Origin of the sequence: Butyrivibrio sp. AE3006, from assembly GCF_000424165.1 — a bacterium.
GTDB lineage: Bacteria > Bacillota > Clostridia > Lachnospirales > Lachnospiraceae > Butyrivibrio.
Map to the genome: position 1 here is coordinate 68,151 of NZ_AUJJ01000018.1, position 26,139 is coordinate 94,289.

The 26,139-nt window shown below is 40.7% G+C and carries 24 protein-coding genes; 3 read left to right on the plus strand and 21 right to left on the minus strand.

Annotation, left to right across the window (positions count from 1 at the left end; genetic code table 11):
- Positions 1–24 precede the first annotated feature (24 nt).
- Entirely contained in the window at positions 25–2,229 is a 2,205-nt protein-coding gene (locus tag G603_RS19940; RefSeq protein WP_242834868.1) for a glycoside hydrolase family 3 C-terminal domain-containing protein, read from the minus strand.
- Between the two features lie 60 nt (positions 2,230–2,289).
- Complete coding sequence (locus G603_RS0110205; protein WP_026670167.1) at positions 2,290–3,696, minus strand: MFS transporter; 1,407 nt, start codon at positions 3,694–3,696, stop codon at positions 2,290–2,292.
- Positions 3,697–3,817: 121 nt separating this feature from the next.
- On the opposite strand from G603_RS0110205, the gene G603_RS19945 reads away from it, so the two are divergent.
- Together G603_RS19945 and G603_RS22370 are read left to right on the plus strand one after the other, a co-directional pair.
- Positions 3,818–5,011 (plus strand): helix-turn-helix domain-containing protein, encoded by a 1,194-nt coding sequence (locus tag G603_RS19945; RefSeq protein ID WP_051207709.1) that lies wholly within the window; start codon positions 3,818–3,820, stop codon positions 5,009–5,011.
- Positions 5,012–5,038: 27 nt separating this feature from the next.
- Positions 5,039–5,188: a hypothetical protein gene (locus tag G603_RS22370; RefSeq protein WP_155832658.1), complete on the plus strand. Its 150-nt coding sequence runs from the start codon at positions 5,039–5,041 to the stop codon at positions 5,186–5,188.
- On the opposite strand, the gene G603_RS0110220 is transcribed toward G603_RS22370, so the two are convergent.
- The 13 genes from G603_RS0110220 to G603_RS0110280 all read right to left on the minus strand — a co-directional run bounded on the left by G603_RS0110220 (position 5,176) and on the right by G603_RS0110280 (position 16,966).
- Positions 5,176–5,799, minus strand: a complete 624-nt coding sequence (locus tag G603_RS0110220) for a hypothetical protein (protein ID WP_035792752.1) — start codon at positions 5,797–5,799, stop codon at positions 5,176–5,178. The genes G603_RS22370 and G603_RS0110220 overlap by 13 nt on opposite strands.
- Positions 5,800–5,802: 3 nt before the next feature.
- On the minus strand, positions 5,803–6,078 hold the full coding sequence (locus G603_RS19950; protein ID WP_051207712.1) for a DUF202 domain-containing protein: 276 nt from the start codon (positions 6,076–6,078) through the stop codon (positions 5,803–5,805).
- Between the two features lie 171 nt (positions 6,079–6,249).
- On the minus strand, positions 6,250–6,483 hold the full coding sequence (locus tag G603_RS0110230; protein WP_026670170.1) for a hypothetical protein: 234 nt from the start codon (positions 6,481–6,483) through the stop codon (positions 6,250–6,252).
- A 36-nt stretch (positions 6,484–6,519) separates the two neighbouring features.
- Positions 6,520–7,044, minus strand: coding sequence for a PhzF family phenazine biosynthesis protein (locus tag G603_RS19955; RefSeq protein WP_081669887.1), 525 nt, complete (start codon positions 7,042–7,044; stop codon positions 6,520–6,522).
- A 49-nt stretch (positions 7,045–7,093) separates the two neighbouring features.
- Entirely contained in the window at positions 7,094–7,453 is a 360-nt protein-coding gene (locus tag G603_RS19960) for a hypothetical protein (RefSeq protein ID WP_051207715.1), read from the minus strand.
- Between the two features lie 10 nt (positions 7,454–7,463).
- Positions 7,464–7,589 (minus strand): hypothetical protein, encoded by a 126-nt coding sequence (locus G603_RS21995; protein WP_330367628.1) that lies wholly within the window; start codon positions 7,587–7,589, stop codon positions 7,464–7,466.
- A gap of 10 nt (positions 7,590–7,599) precedes the next feature.
- A complete protein-coding gene (locus G603_RS22000) occupies positions 7,600–8,277 on the minus strand; it encodes a cyclophilin-like fold protein (RefSeq protein WP_081669888.1) in 678 nt (225 codons plus the stop codon).
- A 61-nt stretch (positions 8,278–8,338) separates the two neighbouring features.
- Positions 8,339–8,503: a hypothetical protein gene (locus G603_RS22375; protein WP_155832660.1), complete on the minus strand. Its 165-nt coding sequence runs from the start codon at positions 8,501–8,503 to the stop codon at positions 8,339–8,341.
- Between the two features lies 1 nt (position 8,504).
- Positions 8,505–9,110 carry a type IV toxin-antitoxin system AbiEi family antitoxin domain-containing protein gene (locus G603_RS0110260; protein ID WP_155832661.1) on the minus strand — a complete coding sequence of 202 codons (606 nt, stop codon included), beginning with the start codon at positions 9,108–9,110 and terminating at the stop codon, positions 8,505–8,507.
- A gap of 124 nt (positions 9,111–9,234) precedes the next feature.
- A complete protein-coding gene (locus tag G603_RS19970; RefSeq protein ID WP_051207717.1) occupies positions 9,235–11,547 on the minus strand; it encodes a glycoside hydrolase family 2 TIM barrel-domain containing protein in 2,313 nt (770 codons plus the stop codon).
- A 42-nt stretch (positions 11,548–11,589) separates the two neighbouring features.
- Positions 11,590–13,002: a family 43 glycosylhydrolase gene (locus G603_RS19975; RefSeq protein WP_051207719.1), complete on the minus strand. Its 1,413-nt coding sequence runs from the start codon at positions 13,000–13,002 to the stop codon at positions 11,590–11,592.
- A gap of 12 nt (positions 13,003–13,014) precedes the next feature.
- Positions 13,015–15,645, minus strand: a complete 2,631-nt coding sequence (locus G603_RS19980; RefSeq protein ID WP_051207721.1) for a beta-glucosidase — start codon at positions 15,643–15,645, stop codon at positions 13,015–13,017.
- Between the two features lies 1 nt (position 15,646).
- Complete coding sequence (locus G603_RS0110280) at positions 15,647–16,966, minus strand: MFS transporter (protein ID WP_026670172.1); 1,320 nt, start codon at positions 16,964–16,966, stop codon at positions 15,647–15,649.
- 138 nt (positions 16,967–17,104) lie between these two features.
- Here G603_RS0110280 and G603_RS0110285 point away from each other — a divergent pair, with 138 nt between their 5' ends.
- The gene (locus G603_RS0110285; protein WP_026670173.1) at positions 17,105–18,265 is read left to right on the plus strand and encodes an AraC family transcriptional regulator; all 1,161 of its coding nucleotides are present in this window, start codon (positions 17,105–17,107) and stop codon (positions 18,263–18,265) included.
- Positions 18,266–18,519: 254 nt separating this feature from the next.
- Here the strand turns inward: G603_RS0110285 and G603_RS0110290 are convergent, their stop codons facing one another.
- The 6 genes from G603_RS0110290 to G603_RS0110315 all read right to left on the minus strand — a co-directional run bounded on the left by G603_RS0110290 (position 18,520) and on the right by G603_RS0110315 (position 25,892).
- The gene (locus tag G603_RS0110290; protein WP_026670174.1) at positions 18,520–18,714 is read right to left on the minus strand and encodes a hypothetical protein; all 195 of its coding nucleotides are present in this window, start codon (positions 18,712–18,714) and stop codon (positions 18,520–18,522) included.
- Positions 18,702–19,307, minus strand: a complete 606-nt coding sequence (locus G603_RS0110295; protein WP_026654007.1) for an HD domain-containing protein — start codon at positions 19,305–19,307, stop codon at positions 18,702–18,704. The genes G603_RS0110290 and G603_RS0110295 overlap by 13 nt, the downstream gene beginning before the upstream one ends.
- A gap of 143 nt (positions 19,308–19,450) precedes the next feature.
- On the minus strand, positions 19,451–20,101 hold the full coding sequence (locus tag G603_RS0110300; RefSeq protein ID WP_026670175.1) for a class I SAM-dependent methyltransferase: 651 nt from the start codon (positions 20,099–20,101) through the stop codon (positions 19,451–19,453).
- Between the two features lie 69 nt (positions 20,102–20,170).
- Positions 20,171–20,293, minus strand: coding sequence for a hypothetical protein (locus G603_RS23025; RefSeq protein ID WP_255345806.1), 123 nt, complete (start codon positions 20,291–20,293; stop codon positions 20,171–20,173).
- Between the two features lie 36 nt (positions 20,294–20,329).
- Positions 20,330–22,609: a DNA helicase RecQ gene (gene recQ / locus G603_RS0110310; RefSeq protein WP_026670176.1), complete on the minus strand. Its 2,280-nt coding sequence runs from the start codon at positions 22,607–22,609 to the stop codon at positions 20,330–20,332.
- Positions 22,610–22,742: 133 nt separating this feature from the next.
- Positions 22,743–25,892, minus strand: a complete 3,150-nt coding sequence (locus G603_RS0110315) for a DUF3427 domain-containing protein (RefSeq protein WP_026670177.1) — start codon at positions 25,890–25,892, stop codon at positions 22,743–22,745.
- Positions 25,893–26,139 lie beyond the last annotated feature (247 nt).

Genomic DNA, 26,139 nt, shown 5'->3' on the forward strand with positions numbered 1-26,139 from the left:
CATCACCCAGTCGGTCATAACTATTCAATCAAAGCCGAACTCACAGCGAAGAATATCTTCTATAAGCCCTCTGTGCTCGGCTGTATGTATGCCATTTAAGAGGTTATAACTGGTCATCAAAGCGTGAGGCTGTGAAAGCCTTACACAGATTCCAAAACCGCGAAGATATATCTCTCGCATAGCTCTCTCACTCACATGGGAGTTGTTGCAGTAACGGTTAGTCTCAGCATTGTTGGCAGCGTAATGCTTGATGGTTGTGCCACAGCCCTTGTGCCTTTGAACTCCTCTGGTGATGGCCGCTGCCATAAGTCCCGATACAAGCGGATCCTCTGAATAATACTCAAAGTTCCTTCCGCAAAGGATGCTCCTGTGGATGTTGAGCGCAGGAGCAAGCCACAGATTGATTCCCATACGCTCCATCTCATCTCCGACAATATCGCCCAGGCTCTCAGCAAACTCCACATTGAAGCTCTGTGCGATGGCAGTGCCGATGGGTATCCTGGTTGCAGCGTGTTCCTTTATAGTTACTCCCTTTGGGTTTTTGTTTCCGCCGGTTAAAAGATTTGCTATGAATCTGGCCACCGGGCCCATGGCTTCCTGCATGCTCTCGGGTATCATCCCTGCTCCGCCTACACCGTGAGCACCCTTTTCATCCTCGTAGTACTCAAGGGAAAGTCTGAGTCCCGCGGGTCCGTCAGCCATGATAAGTGGCTTAATGCCTTTGTTTTCAAGCAAAGAAGTAGTCTCACCTGCTGCTCCTGCCACATGAGTTGCAGCATTCCCGATTATTGAAAGGCCCTTGGCATTTGGGTCAAATCCACCGATTTCCAAAAAACACAGTTCTTCATCCGAAAGTTCTTTTACCTTATCATCAATCTCATATTTCCTGTCAAAAGAAACTTCGCCGCAGGAGAAGTCTTTTGCATCAATAAGGATTCTCTTAGCCTTAGCAGGAACATTCCCCCTGTCAAAGGAAGGCGCTGTAATATCTTTAAATCCAGGATCGCCAAGGCAATTTCTGGTCTTAAGAACAGTAACTTTCTCATCAAGGCCGGCCACACATATGACCTCCGTATTTGCGCTGCTGTTTCCGACTCTTACGATATATTCACCCTTTTCAAGAATGTATGAGGCGCTCTTCTCGTCATAAGAAGAAAGGTCTTTAAGGTCAAAAGAAATCACAATCTCTTCCTCTTTACCCGGTGCAAGAAGACCTGTTTTTGCAAAGCCTGCCAGTTCCTGATATGCCTTGGGAAGTTCCCCTTTTGGGAGTGTCACATAGGCCTGAACAACCTCTTTTCCTGCGGCAGATCCTGTATTCTTTACAACAGCTTTGAGGGTGACTACGCTACCTTTCGCCTCTGCGTCCTTACAGCTGATTTCAAAGTCTGTATAGGAAAGTCCAAAGCCAAACGGGAAAAGAGCCTTATGCCCAAAGGTATCAAAATACCTGTATCCCACGTAAATGCCTTCTTTGTATTCATTGTCATTGAAATCGCCAAATGTGCCCTCAGCTGAGTATTCCTCAAAAGCTGCCCATGTTGTGGTCAGCTTCCCTGAAGGATTCTGTTTGCCTGTAAGAATGTCGGAGAGCACTTTTCCCATGTCAGAGCAAAGCTGTGACAAAATGAGAATGTTTCCAACTTCCATAACCGGTGCAAGATCCACCGGCCCGCCAACATTAAGAACCAGCATGAATCTGTCATATTTCTTATTTAAAGCAATGATGTCCCTCACTTCTGATCTTGTGAGTTTTACATCGCCTTCTACGACCTTCCTGTCACTCCCCTCTCCGGAGTTTCTTGAAAGGACATAGATGCACACATCTCCGCCTTCAGCATCAAGAGCCAGTCCGTGGTATGGCTCCAAAAGCTCTTTTCCCATTAGATACATGATGGGGTTTTCATGCTTATCTTTGGCTTCCTTCTTAAGAGTCTTATAGTACTCTTTCTTGGCGGTTTCCCTCACCTCGTCATACTCATCAAGCCACTTCTTTGTGGTGATCTCAAAGCCCTCTTTTTCCAAACCTTTTTCAATCGTATATGAAAATCTGGTATTGACTTCTCCTGACCCGGTGCCACCCATGATCGTATAGCGCATACCTGAGCCGTAGGCTGCTATTTTGCAGGGCTTCTCTATAGGAAATTTCCCGTTCTTTTTAAGAAGCACAGTGCACTCGGCTGCGTTATCCAGTACCAGATTTAAATGATCAGTTTCATACTGCTGCATATTTACACCTCTTCCATAAATGGTTTTTGAGGCGGAATTTCACCGCCTCAAATTTCCGTATCACTTATTAGCTTTTCTTTTCGCGATCTCTTCTCTCATTGAAGGAAGCTTAGCCTCAAGGTCAAAGTAAAGAGTAATAATGAACATTACCACAAACAGTAAAAGTGGAATGTAGATACCAAAGGTAAATACTGCCTGTCTTACTGCAGGTGTAGTAACCTCTGCAAGGCCATCGTAGCTTGCAACTGCTAGGCACCAGCCTACAAGTGACGCCCCGAGACCGGAACCGACTTTTCCACCAAATCCACTTGCTGCATTACTTGTACCAACCATCTTCTTACCGAATTTATACTCATTGTAATCGATTGTCATGGCAGTCATAACACCCATAAGGCACATCATAGGGATGTTAGCAAATGTTGCAAAGCATCCAAGGATTGTGTTGTACCAGAAGGCTGATGGATTTATGATACGAAGTGCTGTAGTAACCATGCCGATAAAGAATGAAACCTTAAGCGTTCTGGTTACGCCAAGCTTCTTAATCATAGGACCAACAGCGATAAATCCGATCAGTGTAGGCAAAAGACCAACTGCACCGAGAATACCGGTCAGGTTGTCGTCGCCGTAGATAAGCTTGCAATAATAGGCTCCTGAAGATCCGCCTATACCATAAGAGATATTTGACATAACACCCATGATAAGGATCATTACCCAGTACTTATTGCGGAAAAGGTTTCCTAAAGCTTCCTTAAACGGAACCGGCTCTTCATCATCCTGCTGATCTGCTGGAAGTGCTTCTTTTCCGGTCTCAACAGCGCACTCTCTTGCCTTCTTGTAACAGATAAGAAGTGCAAGAACTACCATCAGTCCAAAGCCACCCCCAAACTTGATCCAGGCTGCCTGATCACCGCCAAGCATGTTAGTGATAGGAATGATTCCGATAGCAATTACCATTCCTGAAACATAGCCGGCTGCTGCACGCCAGATTCCCATGTTGCCTCGCTCTTCCTGGCTGTTTGTCCTCACAACCAGAAGCGAACCGTATGGAATAGCGATTGCTGTATAGATAACTGCAGTTAATAGGATGTTCGTAACGAACATATAAGCTATCTTAACATAATCCGAAACACCCTGTGGCACCGTAAAGAGCATGATTAGTATTACCAGAGCCGGAATAGCCATCTTTAAAAGCCATGGTCTGTATTTCTCTTTTCCGGGCTTAGTATGGTCAACAATGTTTCCCATGATCACATCTGTGAACGCGTCAATGATCTTACAGATAAAGAACACTGTTGCAACAGCTCCCGCAGCCATCGCAGCCTTATCTGTGTAGAAGTATGTCAGCTGTCCGACAAGACCTGACATTGAATTAAGGGCGAACTGTCCCAAAGAGTCCGCAAAATAATCTCCCTTTCTCATTACTTTCTGGACACCGGATTTATCGAGTCCAAGTGGTTTCTTTGCCATTTCTTTGTATCCTCCTCTAAATATCACACACAGTGCATCTCTTTCTTTATTGACATTGTAGTGTATCTGAAGATAATATTATTGCATGCACGTGAATTTATTTGTAATTAGGTGAATTATAATGGCTGGAAAAAGAAAAATCGAAGACTTCCTAAATTTTCTATACAACGCGGCATATATTCCTGTCCACTACTTCAGGAAAGACGAGCTTATTATGGCATTCCCTGCAAATGAGCTGCCGGTGGACTTTATCTCTGCATATAAGGGGCTTCTTACAGAAAGTAACGAGAATGTCAGTTTCAGATCCACAGAAGACTTTCTCTTTTTAGGAATAATACAGAACTTTAACACCGGTGAAACCATAATCGTAGGACCTGTAAGCAATGTCACAATAACCTCTGACATCATCGATCACATGATAAAAGAATACTCTCTGCCTGTGGAATACAAGCTGGGAATAGAGGAGTTCTATCGCAAGACTCCTCTGTTTTCAAACTCTCAGTTTTTCAATATCCTTGCCCTGATCAACAGGGAACTGAATGGCGAGACCATAGACATTATCTCCAAGTTCAACGTATTTGATCAGGGAAAAGAGAAAGCTATCGGGCAAAAGCATACAAGAGAACTTGTGGATATCAAGGAAAATGAGCGTTTCCACAATACGTATCTCTTTGAGAAGGAATACTACGGATACATTCATCGAGGTGACGTGGAAGGCCTCAAAGCATTCTTCAAAAATGCGCCAAGGATAACTGAAGGAAAAGTGGCGGGTGACTCACTGCGCCAGGCCAAGAACATCTTTATCAGCTCCATCGCCATCATCACCAGAAAAGCTGTTGAAGGCGGACTGGATGTGGAAACAGCGTATCTTCTCTCCGACTCCTATATCCAGGAAGCGGAAAAGATGACGGACTCTGCGGCTATCACATTCCTTAATGCCACGGCAGCTATGGACTTTACCAAGAGAGTTTCGGAAGCAAAGATTCCTTCCGGAATGACCATTGATATCTACAGGGCCATCGAATATATCTCCAATCACGTCAATCAGGACATCTCTGTAGAAGAGATTGCTGATCACCTTGGCATGGAACGAAGCACCCTCTCCAAGAAATTCAAGAGAGAACTGGGCTTTAACATCAGCTCTTTTATCATGAGAAAAAAACTGGAGGAAGCCAGAAGCCTCCTCCACTACTCTGATCGCTCCATAAGTGAGATCAGTGAATATCTGTGTTTTTCTTCCCAGAGTTATTTCCAGAATGTTTTTAAAAAGAAATATGGGATGACACCCAAGGAGTATAGAAAGAGCATATCCTAAGCAGTCACCTTACTGGAAGGACGCATAATGAAGATTGCTCTTACCTCTGCATCAGCAGGAACCGGTAATTTCCTTGATGATGAAAACTTTGATGAGATAGAGATCTTTGACCATGTACCAAGAAATCTGCTGGTTCAGGAAGTTTTCCATAAGCGTCAAATAAATCAAAAACTATGATGTATCACCAGATTCTTAAAAAAAGCTTCCGTGCCAATATCCACAAAAAATCCGATACCACCATGGCCATCACCGCCATGCAACAGTTTTTCAACTGTTAATGTAGGTTCTTTTTCGTTGTTCAGATAAAACTTTGCATGATCGTTTTCTATAACAGCCTTCAGGTGGATCCACTGATCCAATTCGTTATGAATCGGCGCCTCATACTCTGTAATGCCATGATCTCTAAAATAAGCAAAGGTATATTTCGGATAAGCAAAATACTGACAGCCATGCGACTGCCTTATCATGTCATCTGTCGCGTTTACACTATTTGTCGGGCGCACATAAAAGGATTCAAAGCATGTGTCATCCTCTGCTATTCTAAAAGCAATCCCGATAAACCCCCGGGCAAAATCCGGTGCATCGGCAAGGAGCCTGCTTCGCATATCCACTTCAATGATTCCGTCCTTAAAATCTATTTCCTTATACTTGGCATAGGTATTTTCGTCATACTCATAGATCTTTTCGGATTTGACAACCCTAAGCGTCTCCTCTCCGGAAATGCTTACATTCTCTATGTCCACATGTACGGCTATGTAGTCTTCGCTTTTTATTGATAAATCTGTCATGGCTCATCTTCCTTTCAATTCATCCAATCTGTTTTTAAACCTGATACAGTATATTCCGCCAAAGATCAGAATCACTATTGCTGTGATAATTATACAAATCCCCGTTGCAAAACACCACGGCTCATTTCTTATGATCATCAATCCCATCCCCGATGCCCCCAAACCCAGAGAGGTTCTGCCAAATGATAAAAAAGTCCTCGCCAATGCAAGCCTTGTCCTGTCATACGCCAGATAATCCCGCAGGATCAGCTCGCCTTCAAAATCTTTATACCCCTTCATTTCAATGCTTCCTTTAACGGTAATAGTTTGTTTTCAAACAACACGATTGTTGTCTGTGTCTATTATTATACGGAGAAACCTTTTCCCACAAGAACGCACTTTTTTGTAACCGTGGTTACCTTTTTGTAACTTTTGCGGATTTATCTGGTGATCATCATACCTGCGATTTATTTAGGTGAGTCCATCACTTGGCAAACACATATTAAAAAAACGGCGGAGCATTTTCTTTTTCGCTCCGCCGTTTTCGTATAACAGAATATCGTAACATTCTTTAACCTCATCCAATGCAGCCATAAACGTCGTTGGCACGTTATTAAGCAGTAATTTCGAACACGGTATGTTTATTGCATAAAACAATGCCGCTAATAATGCATATATAATCGCATTCAGTTTCTTAGAGTCCAAAATGATTCATTCTCCTTTAACAGATAAAACTGGAAGTTAAAAATCAACAACGATATCCGAGATAGCAACCAAGGTAGCCTCTCCACTGATTTTTATTCTCCCATGATCAAGCAGTTCACAATATAGATGCCCGCCTCTCTTCGATGCTTGGTACGCATGAATCTCTGATTTTCCTAATTCTTTTGACCAGTAATCCGCTATCTGGCAATGCGCAGAACCGCACACGGGATCTTCCGGAACTAAGAGCTTGGGAAAGAAACTCCTCGATACGCAGTCTGTATCTTTTCCTCTTGCCGTAACATTCTGTCCACGCCCGGGAAGTCCGGCAAGTTTACTCTGATCCGGCTTCATGTTCCGGATCTGCTCCTCAGATCCAAAAATACATACAAGATCGGGTCCCAGTACGGCCTTAACGGGTCTTTCTCCAAAGGCTCTTTCCATTTCATCTGTCACCGGTATCTCCTGCTGTTCATATGTTGGAAAATCCATCTCATAAAGTTTGTCTTGCCTCCTTGTTCGATACTCTCCTGATTGATATATTTTAGGTCCCCTGTACGGCATCTTTACATGTACTGACTGCTATCTTGCAATCAGATACATCCTTATATTCTTAGTCTTCCTCTTTAACCAGACCTTCTTCTCTGGCCTGTTCCCAGGTTATCCCATATGGAGCACCGCCAGATGTATATCCGGCAATAAAGTAGAAATACTCATCCTGATCTGGGTTGATATACTCCTTTGGCTTTCTTCTTTCCTGGTTTTTATGCTTCTTAGCAGCAAGCTGGTCTTCATAAGATTTCTGTTTCTCGGGGCTAAGCACATGAAGCATGCAGAGTTCACGCATGGCGCAATCTTTATCGACGTTAAACTTCTTCCTGTATGCTTTTACTATGTGTGAATCTTCTGTAAAGCCCTGCTCAGGAAACCATTCCTTAGCTTTACGAAGTCTGTTCTGCCTCGCTTTTGACATATTAGTATCCTTACTTTAGTTTTAACCCGTCCTTAAATGCCTCTCCAACTCTGCCATTGACCTTGTAGTATCCATGTGTATATGGGTCAAAAGAGATCGCTTCAATAGAATCTATATCCTCTTTTCCATCCTTCATTTTTGTTTCTTCAACTCTTTTCTGTTACCGTCAATTGGCAGACATATTTCTTCTTTCTATATGTTGCTACAATTCTCGTTTTTCCCTTCTTTTTTGCCTTTATCCTGCCATTCTTTACCGTGGCAATCTTTTTGTTCTGAACGCTCCATTTCACTTTTTTTGCTTTTCCACCAATCAGTTTCAATTGAAAGGAACTACCTTTTGTCAGTGTTATTTTTTTCTTGTTCAAACTGATCTTTTTATTCGGAATAGAAAACTGTACTTTGATTTTCCCTTTTGTAACTGCTTTTTCAAGTCCTGACGGATTTGTGATTCTTCCCAAACGGGTATAAGAGTAGGAAGTCTTAAAATCCTTATAAAAGAGCACAATACAATCCGTTCCGTACAGCATGATATCTCCTGCGTGTATGGTTTTTACCTGTTTCGCATTTTCAGGCAATTCATAACTTAAATACTTATACTTTTCATTGCCATTCAATTCAGACATCGTATAAGTGACCGGAAATTTTTTTAAAAGTGCCTTTGTTGTTTTATTATCCTCGAAAGACGCCTGAAAATTTGTATCCCCAATTTTTATCTGTACTATGGTTGTTGCTGCTGCCTCCACGGATATGTATGGAAATCCTATCCCTTCAAGTCCCATTACCAATGTTAGAAGTATGCAGAAAAAAATTCTTATTTTCCTCATAACCTGTCTCCTCTCAAATTCATTTTAATTGGTTCTCCCGCGCTACAGTGTCATGCTTATTTCAAGCTCTTTCCCAATTTATATGCCTGCTGTTCAGGCTAACATTCCTGTTTAGCGGCCCAATCGATATAGCCTTCAAAACAACATCCTGACAGACCCTAGCTGCGGCAAGTTCTCTTGTCAGGCCATCTTCCATGTACATATCTATCATTTCATTTATATCCAATTTACATTACCTCCTCATCCAGGGCTTTGGAAATCATTTTGCTTTTAGGGAATTTTTCGGCATACTCCTGGATTCGCCATATTTCAAGGTCCCCAATTATTCCCCTATAATTTAACAGAATCTCTTTATAGATGTCATAAGGCATAGAATTCTTATTCCGAAGAAGTTCGATGAGCATGCGTTCTTTATCATATACTCTTATAACAGCTCCATTCTTTTCTATTTCCTGTACTCCAAGTGGTAAAAGATCCTGACGCACATATAGCTGCTCCACTCTCTTATCTGTAATCCGAGCCGCTTTGGAAGATGTCGCGAGAGAATATTTCTCTGGTATCACATCTGTAAGACCGTGAATATAGAAAGCATATTCTCCTGCAAGTATGGCTTTTGGATATTTTTTTAATATAACTTCCAGCTCATTATTGTACTTTCGACTTGAATATATCCCATTTTCAATTTTAAAAACTACACTTGAATCTATGGCCTTCTTGAGTTTATAATCTGAGCCGTATTCTTTTATTGCTTCTTCATATGACAGAATCATTTTAAGTAATCCTCGGTAAAAAATGTTTTTATTCCTACTTTTACTTAAATATACTCTGTACATAGAATGAATTCAAGTAAATATCGGTAATATTGTATTTTTTACCGACATTTACTCCATGCTGTTATCGCCTACATCCGCCCTGTAGCATAATTAAAGGCGAAGCCAGAACGGCTTCGCCTTAGTTTTATTTTATCACAAGTTTTACATCATCTGATGTGACTCTAACAATGGCCTGTGCCCTGCCATAATAGGTAGTAAATGTGCCTGACAGATAATCTTCTTTTGTACATGGATTAGCACTACCAAATCCTAGAAGTTCACCGCCCTGAACAGCAACATTGAGAGTTCTATCAGAATTTGATTCTACTATGCCATCTTTATCTCTGATACTAATATCAAAGTAAGCTATATCACCTATACGATAATTCTCTTTTTCTGGAAATACTACCACTTGAGCATCTCCTGCTGATTTAAGAGCGGATTTTCCAATTGCATTTCCATATTTATCATATGACACAGCCTCTATGATGCCTGGCTGATACTTGGTTTTATACATTGTCTGATAGTTTTTAATTTTCTTTTTGCCAAGGGATTTGCCATTAATAAACAGCTCCACCTCTGCGGCATCAGCAAATATTTCCACCTCAACCTTGTTACCTTCGCACCCTTTCCAGGACCAGCTTTCAATGGCATTAGTTCCACGCCAAACTGATTTTGAAACCCTCACTCCAGGGTGATTTACTGGACGAACTCCGATAACAGGAGTATCTATTACATGCCATACCACCTTTGCAAGCCCTGCACTGGCATCAGGATTTCCTAATATATCAATCACTCCTGCTCCTCCAAGAATCCATGGATAAGGCCTGTTGAAAGGCATGCCACCAGTATACGACCAAGCTCCAAGACCTGCTTCACCAAGGTAATCCCATGCTGTCCACATGAAATCTCCGATAAGATAAGGATATTTTCTAACCATATCCCAGTTTTTCCCGATTTCATATGGGAAGGTTTCGCTACCTACCACTACTCTATCAGGGTGCTTCTGTCCTTCCATAGGATAGCGACCATTTGCATAGTTATATCCAGCTATATCCAATGCGTCCAAAATAGGTGTTGTGACAGCATCTACCTTATTCGAGTTACCAGCTTTGTTCATGCCTGGGCCGACGAAAGATGCCATCATATTAAAGAAAAGACTGGCATTTTTTGTCTTGCCATCATCAGTTTGCACCGCAGTCTGTTCCTTATCAGGATTATCATAGAGCCCCTTGCCCTTAGCATAGTTGCTCATAATCATCAGATTCATTCCGCCAGTGACTGCACGAGTATCGTCCATTCCTTTTATAAATGAGATGATTTCCTTACCCTGATCAACGCCCTCTGGTTTGCCAGGCTCTGATACTTCATTTCCAATGGAATACATAATGACAGCTGGATGATTATAGTCTCTTTCCACCATGGCCTGCACATCTGACTGCCAGCATTCCTTAAAGTCCATGCCATAATCGTATTTGGTCTTGCGAACGTACCACATATCAAATGCCTCGTCCATAACATACATGCCGTAATAATCGCAGGCTTCCAGCATTGCAGTGGATGCAGGATTATGAGAAACACGAATAGCATTAAAGCCCTGTTCCTTGAGTATACGTACTCTGCGCCATTCACTCTCCGGAAGACTGGCTGCGCCGATAATGCCATTGTCATGATGCACACAACCGCCCCTTAGAAGGGTGTTTACGCCATTAACAAACAATCCCTGATTACTCCAGGTGATTTTTCTGATACCAAACTTTTCAACAGCCTCATCAACTATCTGCCCGTCCTTTTCCAAGGTAACTACAGCTTCATAAAGCTCTGGTGTTTCATCTGACCAAAACTTTGCATTCTCTATAACAATCTCGCTATCGTGACCATTAGTTTTTGCAACCACCTTACCATCTTTTAAAATATCTACATTAATATTGCAGTCGCAATTTGCATCTACCTCGACTCTAATCCGGGCAGGATTAATCTCCAGGGTTGTGACCTTTACTCCCTGAAAAGCGATATGGTCTTTGCCGCCTATCAAAAGTGAAACAGGTCGATAGATTCCACCGCCGGTATACCATCTAGAGTTTGGAAGCTTAGAGTTATCCACATTTACCTTTAAGGTATTTTCAGCACCACATTCTAATACATCATCCAAATCAACTGTAAACTGAGTATAGCCATAGCAATGCTCGCCTAGCTTTTTACCATTTAAAAATACTTCACAATTGCGATATACACCCTCAAATAGAATCTGCACATGGTTATCCTTCCATTCCAAAGGTGCTAAAAAGTGCTTTTCGTATTCATAGGTATTCCCAAGAAAATATCCGTGGCCGCCGCCACCGGGAGAATCTGCACTTCTGCCGTCTAAAAGCTGCGCATCAAATGGCAAAGTCACACCATTAAGCTGTCTTTCTGCAGTTTTAAAGTTCCAATCATCGTTAAATGATATTTTTTTCATGTACCCCTCCAATAGATTAAGATAAAGTGAAACTCCGTAATTTCATTTTACCTTTCCCTTTATATCTAATAAATAATGGACATTTTTTAGACTATATTTTGTCCTAGCAGCAACTACTTGAGGGTCAAATTCCACTTTAACCTCCTGCCAACTTTCGTCTACTTTAGCTGTCACCTCTGCAACAGGTTTCCCATCGATATCATCTAGTATCTGAAGTTTTCCATTAGCATTTTGAACCTTCAAACGAACCGCTGTAGTACTTGTCATATCGAAATACTTAAAACCGATTTGGCTACCATTTGTTATTCCATCAATATATGAAATTGGCGCAGTTTCAATGCTCATTGTGTCTGGATCAAAATCGTCTCCCTCTTGTGTAACATAAGGGCCATTCATCGGCATATGCTTTCCCAAAAGTCCTTTTCCTACAAGGTTGCAACAGATATATGCCGGATAAGAGCCTATTCCTGCTAGCGTTCCACCATTCAATCCGCAGCTGGTAGATTCAACCATATCAATTGTGCCATCCGCTTTGATGCTAATAGGTTCAGCCACACCTTGCCTACTGAAAAAAGTGTTGTTTGTCATGCGATGGTCGAAAACATACCACTGACCTTTTATGCATGCAAGACCACCATGATTATTTCCTATAGGATAAAGGCAATCCATTACGCCCCTGTTTTCATAGCCAATATCGCTAGAACTATGTATACGACCCTTATGTTCAAAATCTCTGTCCGGATATCTACTTATGGCATAATTTAAGCCTGTCATATCTGATGTAGGGTAAACCAGATAATACCAAGCACCTATATGTCGAATAGATGCGCCTTCGAAAAATCCTGGATTTTTTCTACTCCAGTTTGCCGGAAGCACTACTTTTGGCTCACTGATAATTGTCAGCATATCTGTATCCAGCTGAACCACGAAGCACCCCTTCAGAGGATGACCGTATTTTTCATTTAAAGGCTGACCACTGCCAGTATACAGCCAAATTTTGCCGTCATCATCCACAAGTACTGCTGGGTCAAAGGTAAACCATTCATCCTGCAATGAGCCATATGCATGGCCATCTGGCATTCTAACCTCGCCTAAATACTCATACTTTCCTGCAGGTTCATCACAAACTGCCACTGAAATCTTGCAACTGTTGGCCACAAAATAATATAGATAATATCTTCCATCAATCCCTTGAACCACGTCTGGGGCAAAATATTGTTCATTTTTTATGTTCCAAGGTGTTTGATTCTTTCTAAGAATTACACCTTCATAACGCCAGTCTGACAAATCATTAACTGGCGCGGACCAGGAAACATAATCATTTTCGCAGTAATCGGCCCCGTTAAAACGGTCATGACTACCAAAGATATATAATCTGTCATTGAAAACTCTTGGTTCGCCATCAGGAATGTACTCCCAATTAGGTAAATAAGGATTGTATACTTGATTTTTCATTTTTTCTCCCGTCTAGTTATTTCGTTTTTCTGTAAATCGTATATACGATACCGAATTGATAATCTGCTTTAAAACATTTGCTGCACAAGCTCTTACATCATCTATGTCAAGATATGCTCCTCTATTGATTCCACAATAAGAAACAAATCTGGTGCCGTCATCTAATGTCTCTATTTTTGCTGTACCAGCGTCTACCTTTTCCATTACCTTTGGATTAAGAGCGACATCTTTTTCTACCTTTGTAGTGAATATATCTTTTCCATCTTTGCATAGCTTAAATGCATTCCATCTTTCCACAATTTCTGTAGCAAAGCCACCGTATATTGGAAACTCTTTCACCACTACATAACCATCATTTGAAAACTCTGGCGCCTTTCCTTCCATTGCTGCAATCAGATCATCTGTCCAATATCCACCCATAACCAAATCATTACCGGCGTGATAATCATAAGGCTTTTCACTGTGAGTTCCCCAATCAGTCATAACAAGGCCTTTAAATCCCCACTCGCCCCTTAAAACATCAGTAAGTAGCTGATAATTTGATGAGGTGTGAATACCATTTATCATATTGTAGCTAGTCATTACGGTATGAGGATTTGCCTCACGAACGCATATTTCAAAACCGCGTAAATATATTTCTCTTAAAGCTCTTTCCGAAACTGTTGCATTGGAATCAAATCGTTCTGATTCCTGATTGTTGCAGGCAAAATGCTTTATAGATACCGATGCACCAGCATTGCTTTGCACACCTTTCGTAATAGCAGCTGCCATTTTTCCACTTATCAGTGGATCTTCTGAAAAATACTCAAAGTTTCTACCGCATAATGGATCTCTATGAATATTCATGCCTGGCCCCAATATGACGCTTTGGTTATAGGTAAGCAATTCCCTTCCTACTCCATCTCCTGCAAGATAGGCCATTTCATCATTCCAGGTTTGTGCGATGACAATATCCGTAGGGAAACATGTAACAGGAAGACCTGGTAAATGTAGCCCCGCAGGTCCATCTGTTACCTTCCAATTAGGGATGCCTAGTGTAGATGTAAAAAGAGATGTAGTGGATCCAGATGAAACAGGTCCATCCACTGGTGTTAAGCTTTTATGCAATCTATTCTCTGTTTCATAGGGTGTTTCGTTGGCTACACCTGTTACCAAACGAACTAACACTTCTGGCTCTAATGATGCAACAAATTCATCCATGGATGCCTTGTTATTTACCACGTCAAAAAAAGTAGCGTTCTTTGCTGGAACAACATTTGCAAATCTTTTTTTATTTATCTCATCTGCCTCAGTAGTCTTGCATGCTCCGTCAATAATTTTGCAATCTGCTGCAAAAAGATTAATTGATTCTACCTGGTGGTCATCGTACCTTTTGCTGCTAACTGGTGCCACAAGTAAATCTAGCTTTCTGTCCATGTTGAATTCATTTCTTACCTGTCTAACTTTTGCCTCGTTGTCTAATAGTATCTTCATGACTACTTTAGTATTTGCGCTACTATTGCCCACTCTAATCAGATACTCTCCCGGCTCCATAATAAAAGCAGCCTGCATTTCATCAAAGGCTGTTAGACTTTCTGTAGAAAATTTTAGAGTAACAATCTGAGTTTCCCCCGGTGCAAGTATGTCTGTTTTTTTGTATGCCTTTAGTTCCTGAAATGGTTTAGTCAGTCTGCCTTCTGGTGCTGTGACATAGAGCTGAACCACTTCCTTTCCAGAGTACTTTCCTGTATTTTTAACCTCAACATCTAAGGACACCTGGTTCCAGTCTGCCTTAAAGGATTTTGCTGAAATATCAAATGTGGTATAGCTAAGCCCATATCCAAATGGGAAAAGAGGTTTTACTCCGAAAGTGTCAAAATATCTATAGCCTATAAAAATATCTTCTGCGTAATCCTCCTGATATGGATTACCATCGTTGTAAGCAAATGTGCTGCTTGCAGGATTATCCTTATAATTCACAGCCCATGTGCTTGTAAGCTTTCCGCTAGGAAAAGATTTTCCTATCAACACCTGGGCCAGTGCCTCACCACCAGCACATCCTGATGGTCCCATCAGAATAGCAGCCTTTATTCCTGAAATGCTTTCTATAAAATTTGCATCTATAACGCAGGTATTGAGTACTACCACCGTATTTGCAAAATTTCCGGCCACCTTTCTTAGATTTGCTTCCTCGATGTCAGTCAGATAGTAATCACCTTTTGATTCTGTTCTATCATTATCTTCACCTGCATTTCTTCGGATAACATAGATCGCAGTAGTAGCATCCTTTGATTCTAAAATATCATCATCCGTAACAGGGATTTCATCGATTAAGATTTTTTTACCACTCCAGAAACGGTCTATATCAGATAGAGTTTTATCTTCATCATTTGCTTTTTTAGAAGCAGCTAAAAATCTTTCCAGCCAGCTTTTTGAAGCAATTGTGATGCCTGCTTTTTCAAGTCCCTCTAAAACATTTACATAGTTTTCCACGGAAACATATCCGCTTCCCGTTCCACAAAACACAGTTTCAACTGCACCTGCTCCAAACAGCGCTATTGTTTTTTCCTGAAGAGGAAGTACATTATCACTATTTTTAAGAAGGACCAGTCCTTCTGTTGCAATATCTTTTGCAACTCTGTAATTATCGCTAATATTCATCATTTTAATTTGCCTTTTCTTTTAAAATCTTTTCAAGTGGTCTATATGCTAGAACGCAAATGACCATTACAACCATCAGTATTGCTGGAATAAAGCTATTTAAGATTCTAATCACAAGGATTGCACTATCTGGCTGCGTACTAAGAGCTCCGTCATATTTTCCAAAGCTAAGCATTGTTCCTAAAAGAAAAGCACCGATTGCCTGACCAATTTTTATTGTAAAATTAGTTGCTGCAGCTAAAGATCCTTCCATTCTAGGAAGATTATTTATCTCATTATAGTCTGCTAACTCCATAATAATTGGTGTTCTCATGTATGATACAGGAAGTGCTGCAAGCCCTGAGAAAAAGAAGCAAACCCCTAAAGCAATCATGTTTGTTCCTGCAAAAAAGATTCCAAAGTATCCTAAAAAACTAAGTGCCGCAAAAATGCCAATAAGGTTCATTGCAGTTGTTTTCTTCATCAATGTTGGAAATAAAATAATAGTAAATGTTGTTATGAAGCCAAAAAGCTGTAAAGCTGAGAGTTTAGTAATATCTCCCACTACGATATTAAAGTAATAATTAATAGCCCCCATTCCCTGTATCATCTGTGGAATCATTGATACTATTGCAAGTAACCACACATATTTGTTTGTTTTTAACGCATTTACGATATCCTTTAATCCAACTCGTTCCTCTTCGTTGTTTTCATTTGGATTAAATTCCTCTTTTATAAAAATAAATCTAAGCAAGCCAAGAATCAGTAGTGGCACTGCAAGCACTAATACTATCTTTTGCCAACCTCCTGGAACTGGCGCGTATTTTCCAATTAGCATTGGAAGAATAATAGAAACAACCATGCAGCCTAAAGTGATAAATACACCACCATATGCAGATACCTTTGTGATGGCCATAGGATCACCAAAAGCTCTTATGATATATGGTGCCTCAGCTGCATTCATCATTGTTCCAAAAATTGACCACACTAGTGTATACATAACTAAAAGCCAAATTGATTTTGCTGTAGTACTCCAATTAACATTCGAAGCAAACAAAGCATATGTACAAACCCAAGTCCCAATCAAGCACAGTTCATAAGGGCGTCCTTTGCCCAATTTAGTGTTTGTATTATCTACAATCCACCCAGCAATCAAGTCAGTCAAGCCATCGAAGATTTTGCTTGCCATTAATAAGGTTCCAACTAAAACCGGAGACATTTTCAAACTATCTGTGCAAAACATGCTCAGATACCCCATAAGAATTGTTACTGTTCCGAATGAAATTGGTCTTGTATTCCAAGCCAACAGTCTCCCCACTGAAATTTTTTGCGATTTTTCCACCATATTATCCTCCTCCAAATGGTTTATTGATGGTTTATTGATAAATAAAGTTTACAGGTTTATTTTTGTTGCAACAATGGCACTTTTAAACGTAATAAGTTATAATACCAACATAAATGAACTTATTAGTGAGGAGAAATTTTGGCAAGCTACGTTGGAGATACTACAAATACATCTCAATATCAATTCAATTTCAAATTAGACAATCAGAATACTCGCATTCTTTCAAGAAATTTGGCAGAAGGTTCTGCAGATAGCCCTGATATTATTTTAGAGACGCTCCACCCTGATAATATGGAGGAAAATTTCGTATGGTGTTTTATATCGCCGGGCAACTTTTTCAATGCGTCTTTTTCTTACGATGATGAACACAGCCCAAACAAGTTTAACCAGCTTCATTACCACGATTACTTTGAGCTGGTATATCTGATTTCCGGCACAATGTATCAACAGATAGAATCTGAAAGGCATCTCTACACTGCTGGCAGTCTTTGCCTTTTGAACTGCAATGTTCGCCACCAGGAGGAGTTCTCCACAGAATATAGAGCTTTATTTTTACGTCTACCTATAGGATTAATAAAAGAGTTATACGAAAATATGGGTAACATGTATTTTCAGGTGGAGAATAAGCATCGAAATCAAGTTCTAGAAAATTTTTTGAGTGATAGTTTAGGTCTGTCAGAGGATAAAACGAGGAAAAAAAAATACATAGATTTTATCCCATCAGATAGCGATGTCTCTGTGAGGGAAAATATGTACAAGCTATTTGATAAACTGACAAAACAACTTGTAAATCCCGAAGTAGGTTCTACCTACATTATAAAGGCTATAATCGTTCAGATTTTTAATGAGTTATCCATAAAGAATCATTATAAAATGGTTCCTCTAACAATAGGTACCTCCGCAGAGGCCCAGCTTTTCGAATCTGTCAGAAATCAAATTTTGGCAAAGCACGGTAGAATCACCAGGGAGGATTTAAACGAATCATTGTCCTACAATGCTACCTATCTTAATCGCATTGTAAAAAAATACACCGGCTACAGCATAAAGCAATATGCCCTACAGATTGCCATGAAGGAGGCTGCTGAAATGCTTGAGCACACAGATATGCAGATTTCAGAGATATGCAAAAAGCTTTCCTTTAAAAATGAAACATATTTTTATAATTCTTTTCAAAAAATTTATGGGATGACCCCTAAGAAATATAGGCAGGATATGCAAATAGTAGGAGGCGGTCTTAGACCGCCGATCTCTCACACCACCGTGCGTACCGTTCGGTACACGGCGGTTCAATCAACTTAGAGCTCATTGGTGCTGCGCTCATCAAAGTGCTTCACTATTAATTTCATATGTAACTCCCCTTTATCCAACTCTCTTAATTATATGCAAAAAAGGACTCTGACGCTATATGAGTCGTCAGAGTCTATCTATGGTTAATCCCCATAATGTATCAGGGTTGTTGTAGGGAGGAAGGCTACGAACATTTTGGCGCAGCCTTTATGTGTTATGAAAAAAGTGTGTGGGGATCAAGAAGTGTTTTGTTCTTCTTGATGTATTCATGATAATATACCCTGCATAGGCCAAGCATCGCCTACATTAAGTCCGTTATCAGAAAGCCATGCATCTTCTACGGAAACAAGCTTTGTTTGTCCCTCCTCATTTTCAAGTGTTACTGAAACCTTTGGCCTTTCTCCGAGTGCGAGCTCCTCGCAGCCAAAGTCTCCATCAAATATCTGCTTTATCTTCCACATGAGTATTCCTCAAATTCTTCATTTATCAGATCTTCGCTTGCTGCCATAGCCTGAAGAGTCATGGTAAGCAGCTTATCAAGTTCCCAGCCAAGCTGCTGCGCGCCTCGCTCAATTACTTCTCTGGAGCAGCCTGCGGCAAAGCCCTTGCTCTTGTACTTTTTCTTGAGAGACTTAAGTTCCATATCCTTGGTGCTCTTGGACGGTCTCATGAGCGCCGCTGCCCAGATAAGTCCGGTAAGCTCATCTGCTGCAAAAAGAACTTTCTCCATTTCGTGAATGGGTTCCACATCTATAGTTGTCCCGCATCCAACAGTTATTCCATAGCCATGCGAGCATACAGAGTGAATAATGTCGTCACTGACACCACCTTCTCTTAGGAGTTCAGGAGCCTTCAGGCAGTGCTCTTCTGGATACAGTTCAAAGTCTATATCATGCAAAAGACCTACAATCCCCCAGTACTCTGCTTCATCAGAGTATCCCAGTTCATTTGCATACCACTTCATAACAGCCTCAACTGTCAATGAATGCTGGATATGAAATGGATCCTTGTTATATTTCTTTAAAAGTTCAAATGCCTCATCCCTTGTGATCATACAGTTCCTCCTCACTTCTTTTTCTTTGGAACCGGAAGTTCATCATACATTGCTTCAAAAAGCTCTTTTAGATATTCCATTTAGTATCAAAGCATCAGAAGTGCTTGCTTTTACAAATTGTAGACTCATGGCTCTTTACCTTATCACCTTCCTGCTTTCAGTGTATATGTTGCTTCCCAATGATTAAGCACTTCTACTTTTGTAAATCCAGCAGCTATTAAAGCTTCTTTTTCATGCTCCACAGTCAGCGGAGTGTCATAATGATAAAACACTTCATCCGGCAAGTTCTGCTCTTTTCTTAGTCTAATCTGCTCCTGCCTGAAAAACGTTTCCTGTTCATCTGTCTCTGCAAAATAATCAGTCAGGATTAAATATCCATCGGGCTTAAGTGCCTGCCAAAGCTTCGCATATAAAGGAATCTTTTCCTCTTTTGAAAAGTGATGTAACGATTCCACAGAAACTGCAGCATCAAATATTCCATCTCCAAAGGGCACATCAAAGTATGACCCGCAGATTGTTGTAATATCCTTATCCGGAAACTTAGCTTTTAGTGAATCAAGCATGGCTTCTGTGAGATCAATTCCGGTAACTTTTGCATTTGGATTTACCAAAAAGAATTCCTCTAATTCAAGTCCTGTTCCGCAACCCAGATCAAGCACTTTTGCGTTTTCACCGACCGGCAAAAGAGCTGCTGTAAACTTATAAAACAAAGACGCGCCTTCAATATTGCTCTTCATGTGCTCATCATACCCATTGATACGGGCAGTAAAGAAATCATCCATTCTTTCAAGCATGTTCTTATGCCTCTTTCATAATGCTCCATTACTCAGATTGCCTTTGAATAGAAATACTTGCTCAGTTTCTCATGCTTCCATCCATATGTATTTTGCAGATAATAGCTGATCAAGCTCTTCCTTTATAATCTGGTCCTGTGTATAACCACGTGTTGAACTTCTCTTTGCTATTGTCTCTTTTACTGTACTCATAAAATTTCTCCTCCATGCTTTATTCCACAATTACTCTTACTCGCCGTCTCTATGAATATTAGCATAGTATTCAACAATCATTTTCTGTACTGAAGGCGGATACATCAAAACGGTATAATGATTACCCTTCATGCTCTCCCTGTCCACAGAGACAATTCCCAGCTCCTTGCCTTCTGCTGTTGGATATTTCTGGCTAATACCACTAAGAAACTTCTCACCCACCAGACCTTTTTCTGCCAACACATCCCAGATTCTCGTCCCCACTATCTTCTTTACATCATCAGCGGAGCATATGCGGTTCAGTTCATCCTTGATCTCGGTCATGTAATAAAGATCCTTATATTCAAACTTCTCTATATCTTCCTTGGGGAGATAAAAATCAACTTTTTTCTTCTTTGTAATACCTCTCCTATACACGAATTCATCATCGTCTTCACCGCCAGAAACAGGCATACTGATAACAGCATCAGGATTTACACTCATGAACTCAGCTATTTTTTCCAAGAATTCTTTACCGTATTTATCAAATTTATTAGTACCAACCCCGGAAACTCCAAGCATTTCCTGCTCATTTGAGGGAAGTTTGGCGCACATATCAATCAGAGTCTTGTCACTGAAAACAATGTAAGGCGGCATGCCTTCCCTTCTTGCAATTTCCGTCCTGAGTGTTCTCAGTGCCTCAAACAGTTCATATCCCGCTTTAGTAAGTGAATCCGTGCTTCTCGCCTTGGATCTTCCTGCCCTTACACTAACCTCTTTTTCTTCGTAAGTCCGTAGAAGAACTTTCGCATCAGGCTCCTTCAGTGCCTCTATATTCCCCAGTTTAACCACACTATATCTGTCATCGGTCTGAATTATATATCCGTCCATGATCATCTGATTCATCAAAAGACGTATCTCTGCTTCACTGAGATTTTTAAGAGCACCATATGTCTTATAGTTATCAGTCCCAAGCTCACGAAGCCTTGCTCTGTTTGCACCCACAAGTGTACCCAGAACAATATTCATCCCGTATCTGCCTTTGGTCTCATATACACAGTTGATGACCTGTTTAGCAGCATCAGTCATATCAATCTCTTTATACTCACGATGGCAGTTCCCGCAGTTATCGCATGGAGCGCTTACTTCTTCGCCAAAATACTCAAGTATATAATTCCTCAGACACCCGGTTGTCCTGCAATAGCCTTCCATCACCTTAAGGCGCTTAAGATCTCGCTGTCTGATGAGTTCTTCATCTTCAGGATCTACCTCGCTGAAATCCTTCTTATCCAGAAGAAACTTATTTATCATAATATCCTGGGCAGAAAACAGCAAAATGCACTGTGAATTCTCACCATCACGTCCAGCTCTTCCTGCTTCCTGGTAGTAGTTCTCCATGCTCTGAGGCATATTGTAGTGAATTACGTACCGGACATTAGATTTATCTATACCCATGCCAAACGCATTGGTGGCAACAATAACAGGTTTCCTGTCAAATATAAAATCATTCTGACTGTTCTTTCTATACTCGTTATCAAGGCCTGCATGATATCTGACCACGGGAACACCATCCAAAGTCAGCATTTCAAAAACTGCATCAACATTCTTCCTGGTTGCACAGTATATTATTCCGCTCTCGTTACTATGGTCTTTGACATATTTTCTTATATAGTCATCCTTGTTTTTTATATGCTCAACAGAAAAATACAGATTCTCTCTGTCAAACCCTGTAACAAAAACACCGGGATTCTGGAGTTTTAATACGCATTCTATGTCACGTTTTACCTCTTCCGTAGCGGTTGCAGTAAATGCACTAACGATAGGTCTTTTTGGAAGCCTTTCAACAAATTTCACTATATTCAGGTAACTCGGTCTGAAATCTTGTCCCCATTGGGAAATGCAGTGTGCCTCATCAACTGTAACCATTGATATCTCAGCACTGTCTGCAAAATTCGTAAACTCCCAGTTGTCCAGACGCTCCGGCGCAACATAAATAATCTTGTATGTCCCTGACTTTGCCATCTCAATGGCCTTTGTTATCTGTGAATCCGTAAGGGATGAATTGATATAAGCAGCATGAATTCCCGCTGCATTCAGAGATTTTACTTGATCCTGCATCAGTGAAATAAGCGGTGAAATAACAATTGTGATGCCTGGCAGCATTATAGCCGGAATCTGATAGCAGATGGACTTACCTGCACCGGTCGGCATTATTGCCAGCACATCCCTTTTCTCATCTAATATTGTATTTATAATTTCGCCCTGGCCAGGTTTAAACGAATCATAACCAAAGTATTGCTTTAAATTTGCCAGTGCAGTATTTCCAAATTCTGTCATATCGCCTCTTTTAGATGGGTTTGCTTAATATTAGTCCAAATAGTTTCAAAGTTCATATTCGCTGGTCTCCTTTGATTATGTAGTGAATATTCAAACTATTGATAATGCAAACGTTTTTGATTTTCCCAAATAATCATCCTACTTCCAGTTTGCTTGTCTTCTTGATATATTTAGCAGGTATCGGATTATCCAGGTGCCATGTTATATTCATAGGCCTGCTGCCGTAATGGCTCACATATTTTGCAGTCCCCAGATACGTGTATGGCGCAGCACCTGCCAAATCCTTCTTAAACTCTCTTACAAATAACAGGATCTTACTTCCCTCATGAACATGGTTAATATATCTCTGCCCGGTCTGAGAAGTATCCGACGTTGTACTCTGACTCTGCCAATGGAAAAACTCCTCATTGATAGAATAATCATTGTACATTGTTGTAGGTGAATAATCCTTATCTGCTTTATTAAGCGTTACAAAGAACACATCCACCTGCTTATCTTCAAGCCACTTCACACCTTCTCTTACAGTCTGCGGCTTCATAAAATCCATGGCTACAAGGATCTGATCCCTGGTATAAGTACAGTATAATTCTAGCGGACAATCAAATCCCAGATCTACTTCATCACCCACTACATCAATCCTTTCGAGGTTGTAGTTAAGAAGTTCAATCAACTCGCTAAACATATTTTTGCTATTGTAAAGCTCTGACAAATTCTGCTTTACTTCCAGAGAATTCCAATCATCCACAGTACTCTGCCACAGTGTTACGTAGAACATCTGCATCATCCGCTTCTCAGCTTCAGGCAACATACTAATGTTTATGTCATTTACTCTTGGCAAGACATCCAGTAAAAACCGGATCCATTTCGCAGAATCCACCGCGATAAGCTTTGCAAAGGCCTTTGTCATTTTCTCTTCAATCGGCTCATTAAAATCACTGATCACACCGGCATCAGCACAAAGTCTCACAAAGGAGTATTTGGCATAAATACTATAGGGACTCAGATGATAGTAGCTCAGGAAATTTTTCAAAGACAGTTCTAATCCGCTGTCCTCTGCAAATGTCTCAATTCTTGATACAAGCCCTGCCCTACTATCAAAGGATTGCTTTATATTATTTAGAATAACCTGAGAAGCCTTCTTTTCCAGCTGCACATAACAGCCCTTTGGAAGCGCAGTAAATCCATGCTTTATTTCATACTGGACGCTGTGATTTGTATTAGCAAGCAGCGCTGAAAACTTCTCTTCGAAGTTATATTTCTTATTAGCCTGCCCGATAAAATCAAGAACTGTCAGGCATTCCTTTCCATCCGACAACCGAAGCCCTCTACCAAGCTGCTGTAAGAACACCGTAAGTGATTCCGTAGGTCTTAAGAACAAAACAGTCTCAACCTCCGGAATATCTATTCCCTCATTGTACAGATCAACAACAAAGATAAACTTAATCTCACCAGATAGTAACATCTTCTTAGCATTGACCCTGTCATCATCTGAAGATCTCGATGTAAGCGCTATTGCCGGAATGCCCTTTTCGTTAAAGTAGTCACTCATGAACTTTGCGTGTTCTATGGAAACACAGAATCCCAGGCCATGAACACTGTCCATATCCGTCACATACTTATATAAAGAATTGATGATATGATTTGCTCGCTTCTCTGCAATAGTTCTGTTGAGCGAATACAGATTACTCAGCTCTGATTTATCATAGCCACCTCTGACCCATCTTACTTCTGAGAGATCCGTCTCATCGGATACTCCAAAATACTGGAAAGGACTTAATAGTTTTCTCTCAATCGCCTCAGGAAGTCTTATTTCTGCAGCTATTCTGCCATCAAAGTAATCCAGGACGTTCTTTCCATCCATACGTTCCGGTGTAGCTGTGAGCCCCAACAATATCTGTGGTTTTAATGAGCTTAACAGCCCTTGATATGTAGGTGCCGCAGCGTGATGGAACTCATCTACTACGATAAAATCATAATGATTCGCAGGAAGTATGTTATATAACTCCTGTGAAGCCACTGTCTGTATCGATACAAAAAGATGATCCAAGTTTTCCGGCTTCTCGCCGCCAACATACAACTCACCAAAATTTGGATCCTTTAAAACAGCCCTGAACACCTCTCTGCTCTGCCTAAGAATCTCTTCTCTATGCACTACAAAAAGGAGCTTATTCTGCTTATCCGGATGCATCTTACAAAATCTTCTGTAATCAAATGCCGCAATAAGAGTTTTACCTGTACCCGTAGCAGCAACAACAAGGTTTCTATTTCGTCCTCTGATTTTTCTTTCGGCACTTAGCCTATCCAGTATCTCCTGCTGATAAGGATATGGATTGATGTCTACAATAAAACCATAGCCCTCTGTATTCTTTCCTCGCCTCTCAGCTCTTAGTGCAGTCCTTAACTTATCATAGCTATCATGGGTATACTTCTCAAAGGTTGTAGAATTCCAGTAGCTCTCAAAAGTTGCTTCTATCTTCTGTATCGTAGGAGCCATATCCTTTGTGGTAACTTTAATGTTCCACTCCAGTCCGCTGGACATAGCTACATTTGACATGTTTGACGAACCTACATATGCAGTAGTAAAGCCTGTTTTTCTATAAAAAATGTATGCCTTGGCATGAAGCCTTGTGCGCTTAGTATCGTAGGATATTCTCACCTCTGTCCTAGGAAGATCACATAGCTCATCTATTGCCTTCGCATCAGTGGCTCCCATATATGAAGTGGTAATAATCCGTAGCTTTCCTCCTCGCTCTGTAAAGCTCTTTAGCTCATCGTATAAAAGCCTTAAACCGCTCCATTTAATAAAAGAGACAAGCATATCAATTCTGTCTGCTGTCTCCATTTCCTTCTTAAGTTCAGAATACATCTGCGGTTCATGAATAGCCCCGGTAAACAGACTACTCTGTGCAACAGATGTTTCTGGGCGCACTATATCCTTGGCCTTACGCTGACCAATTTTGTACATAGGATCATTTTCTGAAAGCAGCGCCAGCAGCTGCTCAGCACTATCAGCTACTGCCAATTCCTTCAGATCATTTAAATCATTTTCTTCTGATATCAGACCAACGACCTTATTAACCAGATCAATCTTCGCCTCAAGATTTTCATCATCAGAAATACGATCCAGCGCCTTATGAAGTACTTCCGAAACATACTTTGAAAGTATCTCCGATGCTTCAGCTCCATCAATCTTCTCAACTCGCTTTAAATCATCTGAAGATCCTGTAAGCTCTGACTGTATCTGTTTATTTATGACCTGTTCATATAATCCTGGTTCCAACATATATATTCCTCACGTCAGTTTTCTGACATTTACATTAAACACTCATTTTCTTGGGCGTCCAAATTTCGTTATAACCATTTTTCTGTGCCCAGGTATAAATCATTTTTATACGCCTTGCTGAATCCTTGTTACTCTGATCCCTCTCAATCATGATCTCGTTCCGCTCAGATATCTTAGCAAGGAAATCAACCTGCGCAAGCTATATCTATTATATACCGCCTACATGCCATATATTATTAAATATGTA

Bases quoted from the DNA above. Each gene is read 5' to 3' on its own strand.
- G603_RS19970 (WP_051207717.1), bottom strand. From the start codon at position 11,547: ATGAAAAAAATATCATTTAACGATGATTGGAACTTTAAAACTGCAGAA.
- G603_RS0110300 (WP_026670175.1), bottom strand. From the start codon at position 20,101: ATGCTTGAAAGAATGGATGATTTCTTTACTGCCCGTATCAATGGGTAT.
- G603_RS0110260 (WP_155832661.1), bottom strand. From the start codon at position 9,110: ATGTACAGAGTATATTTAAGTAAAAGTAGGAATAAAAACATTTTTTAC.
- G603_RS21995 (WP_330367628.1), bottom strand. From the start codon at position 7,589: ATGAAGGATGGAAAAGAGGATATAGATTCTATTGAAGCGATCTCTTTT.
- G603_RS19955 (WP_081669887.1), bottom strand. From the start codon at position 7,044: ATGCCGTACAGGGGACCTAAAATATATCAATCAGGAGAGTATCGAACA.
- G603_RS19940 (WP_242834868.1), bottom strand. From the start codon at position 2,229: ATGCAGCAGTATGAAACTGATCATTTAAATCTGGTACTGGATAACGCA.
- G603_RS19980 (WP_051207721.1), bottom strand. From the start codon at position 15,645: ATGATGAATATTAGCGATAATTACAGAGTTGCAAAAGATATTGCAACA.
- G603_RS0110315 (WP_026670177.1), bottom strand. From the start codon at position 25,892: ATGTTGGAACCAGGATTATATGAACAGGTCATAAATAAACAGATACAG.
- G603_RS0110295 (WP_026654007.1), bottom strand. From the start codon at position 19,307: ATGATCACAAGGGATGAGGCATTTGAACTTTTAAAGAAATATAACAAG.
- G603_RS22000 (WP_081669888.1), bottom strand. From the start codon at position 8,277: ATGAGGAAAATAAGAATTTTTTTCTGCATACTTCTAACATTGGTAATG.
- G603_RS19950 (WP_051207712.1), bottom strand. From the start codon at position 6,078: ATGAAGGGGTATAAAGATTTTGAAGGCGAGCTGATCCTGCGGGATTAT.
- G603_RS19960 (WP_051207715.1), bottom strand. From the start codon at position 7,453: ATGTCAAAAGCGAGGCAGAACAGACTTCGTAAAGCTAAGGAATGGTTT.
- G603_RS0110280 (WP_026670172.1), bottom strand. From the start codon at position 16,966: ATGGTGGAAAAATCGCAAAAAATTTCAGTGGGGAGACTGTTGGCTTGG.
- G603_RS0110290 (WP_026670174.1), bottom strand. From the start codon at position 18,714: ATGTGGAAGATAAAGCAGATATTTGATGGAGACTTTGGCTGCGAGGAG.
- recQ (WP_026670176.1), bottom strand. From the start codon at position 22,609: ATGACAGAATTTGGAAATACTGCACTGGCAAATTTAAAGCAATACTTT.
- G603_RS23025 (WP_255345806.1), bottom strand. From the start codon at position 20,293: ATGAGTACAGTAAAAGAGACAATAGCAAAGAGAAGTTCAACACGTGGT.
- G603_RS22370 (WP_155832658.1), top strand. From the start codon at position 5,039: ATGAAGATTGCTCTTACCTCTGCATCAGCAGGAACCGGTAATTTCCTT.
- G603_RS19975 (WP_051207719.1), bottom strand. From the start codon at position 13,002: ATGAAAAATCAAGTATACAATCCTTATTTACCTAATTGGGAGTACATT.
- G603_RS0110220 (WP_035792752.1), bottom strand. From the start codon at position 5,799: ATGACAGATTTATCAATAAAAAGCGAAGACTACATAGCCGTACATGTG.
- G603_RS0110205 (WP_026670167.1), bottom strand. From the start codon at position 3,696: ATGGCAAAGAAACCACTTGGACTCGATAAATCCGGTGTCCAGAAAGTA.
- G603_RS19945 (WP_051207709.1), top strand. From the start codon at position 3,818: ATGGCTGGAAAAAGAAAAATCGAAGACTTCCTAAATTTTCTATACAAC.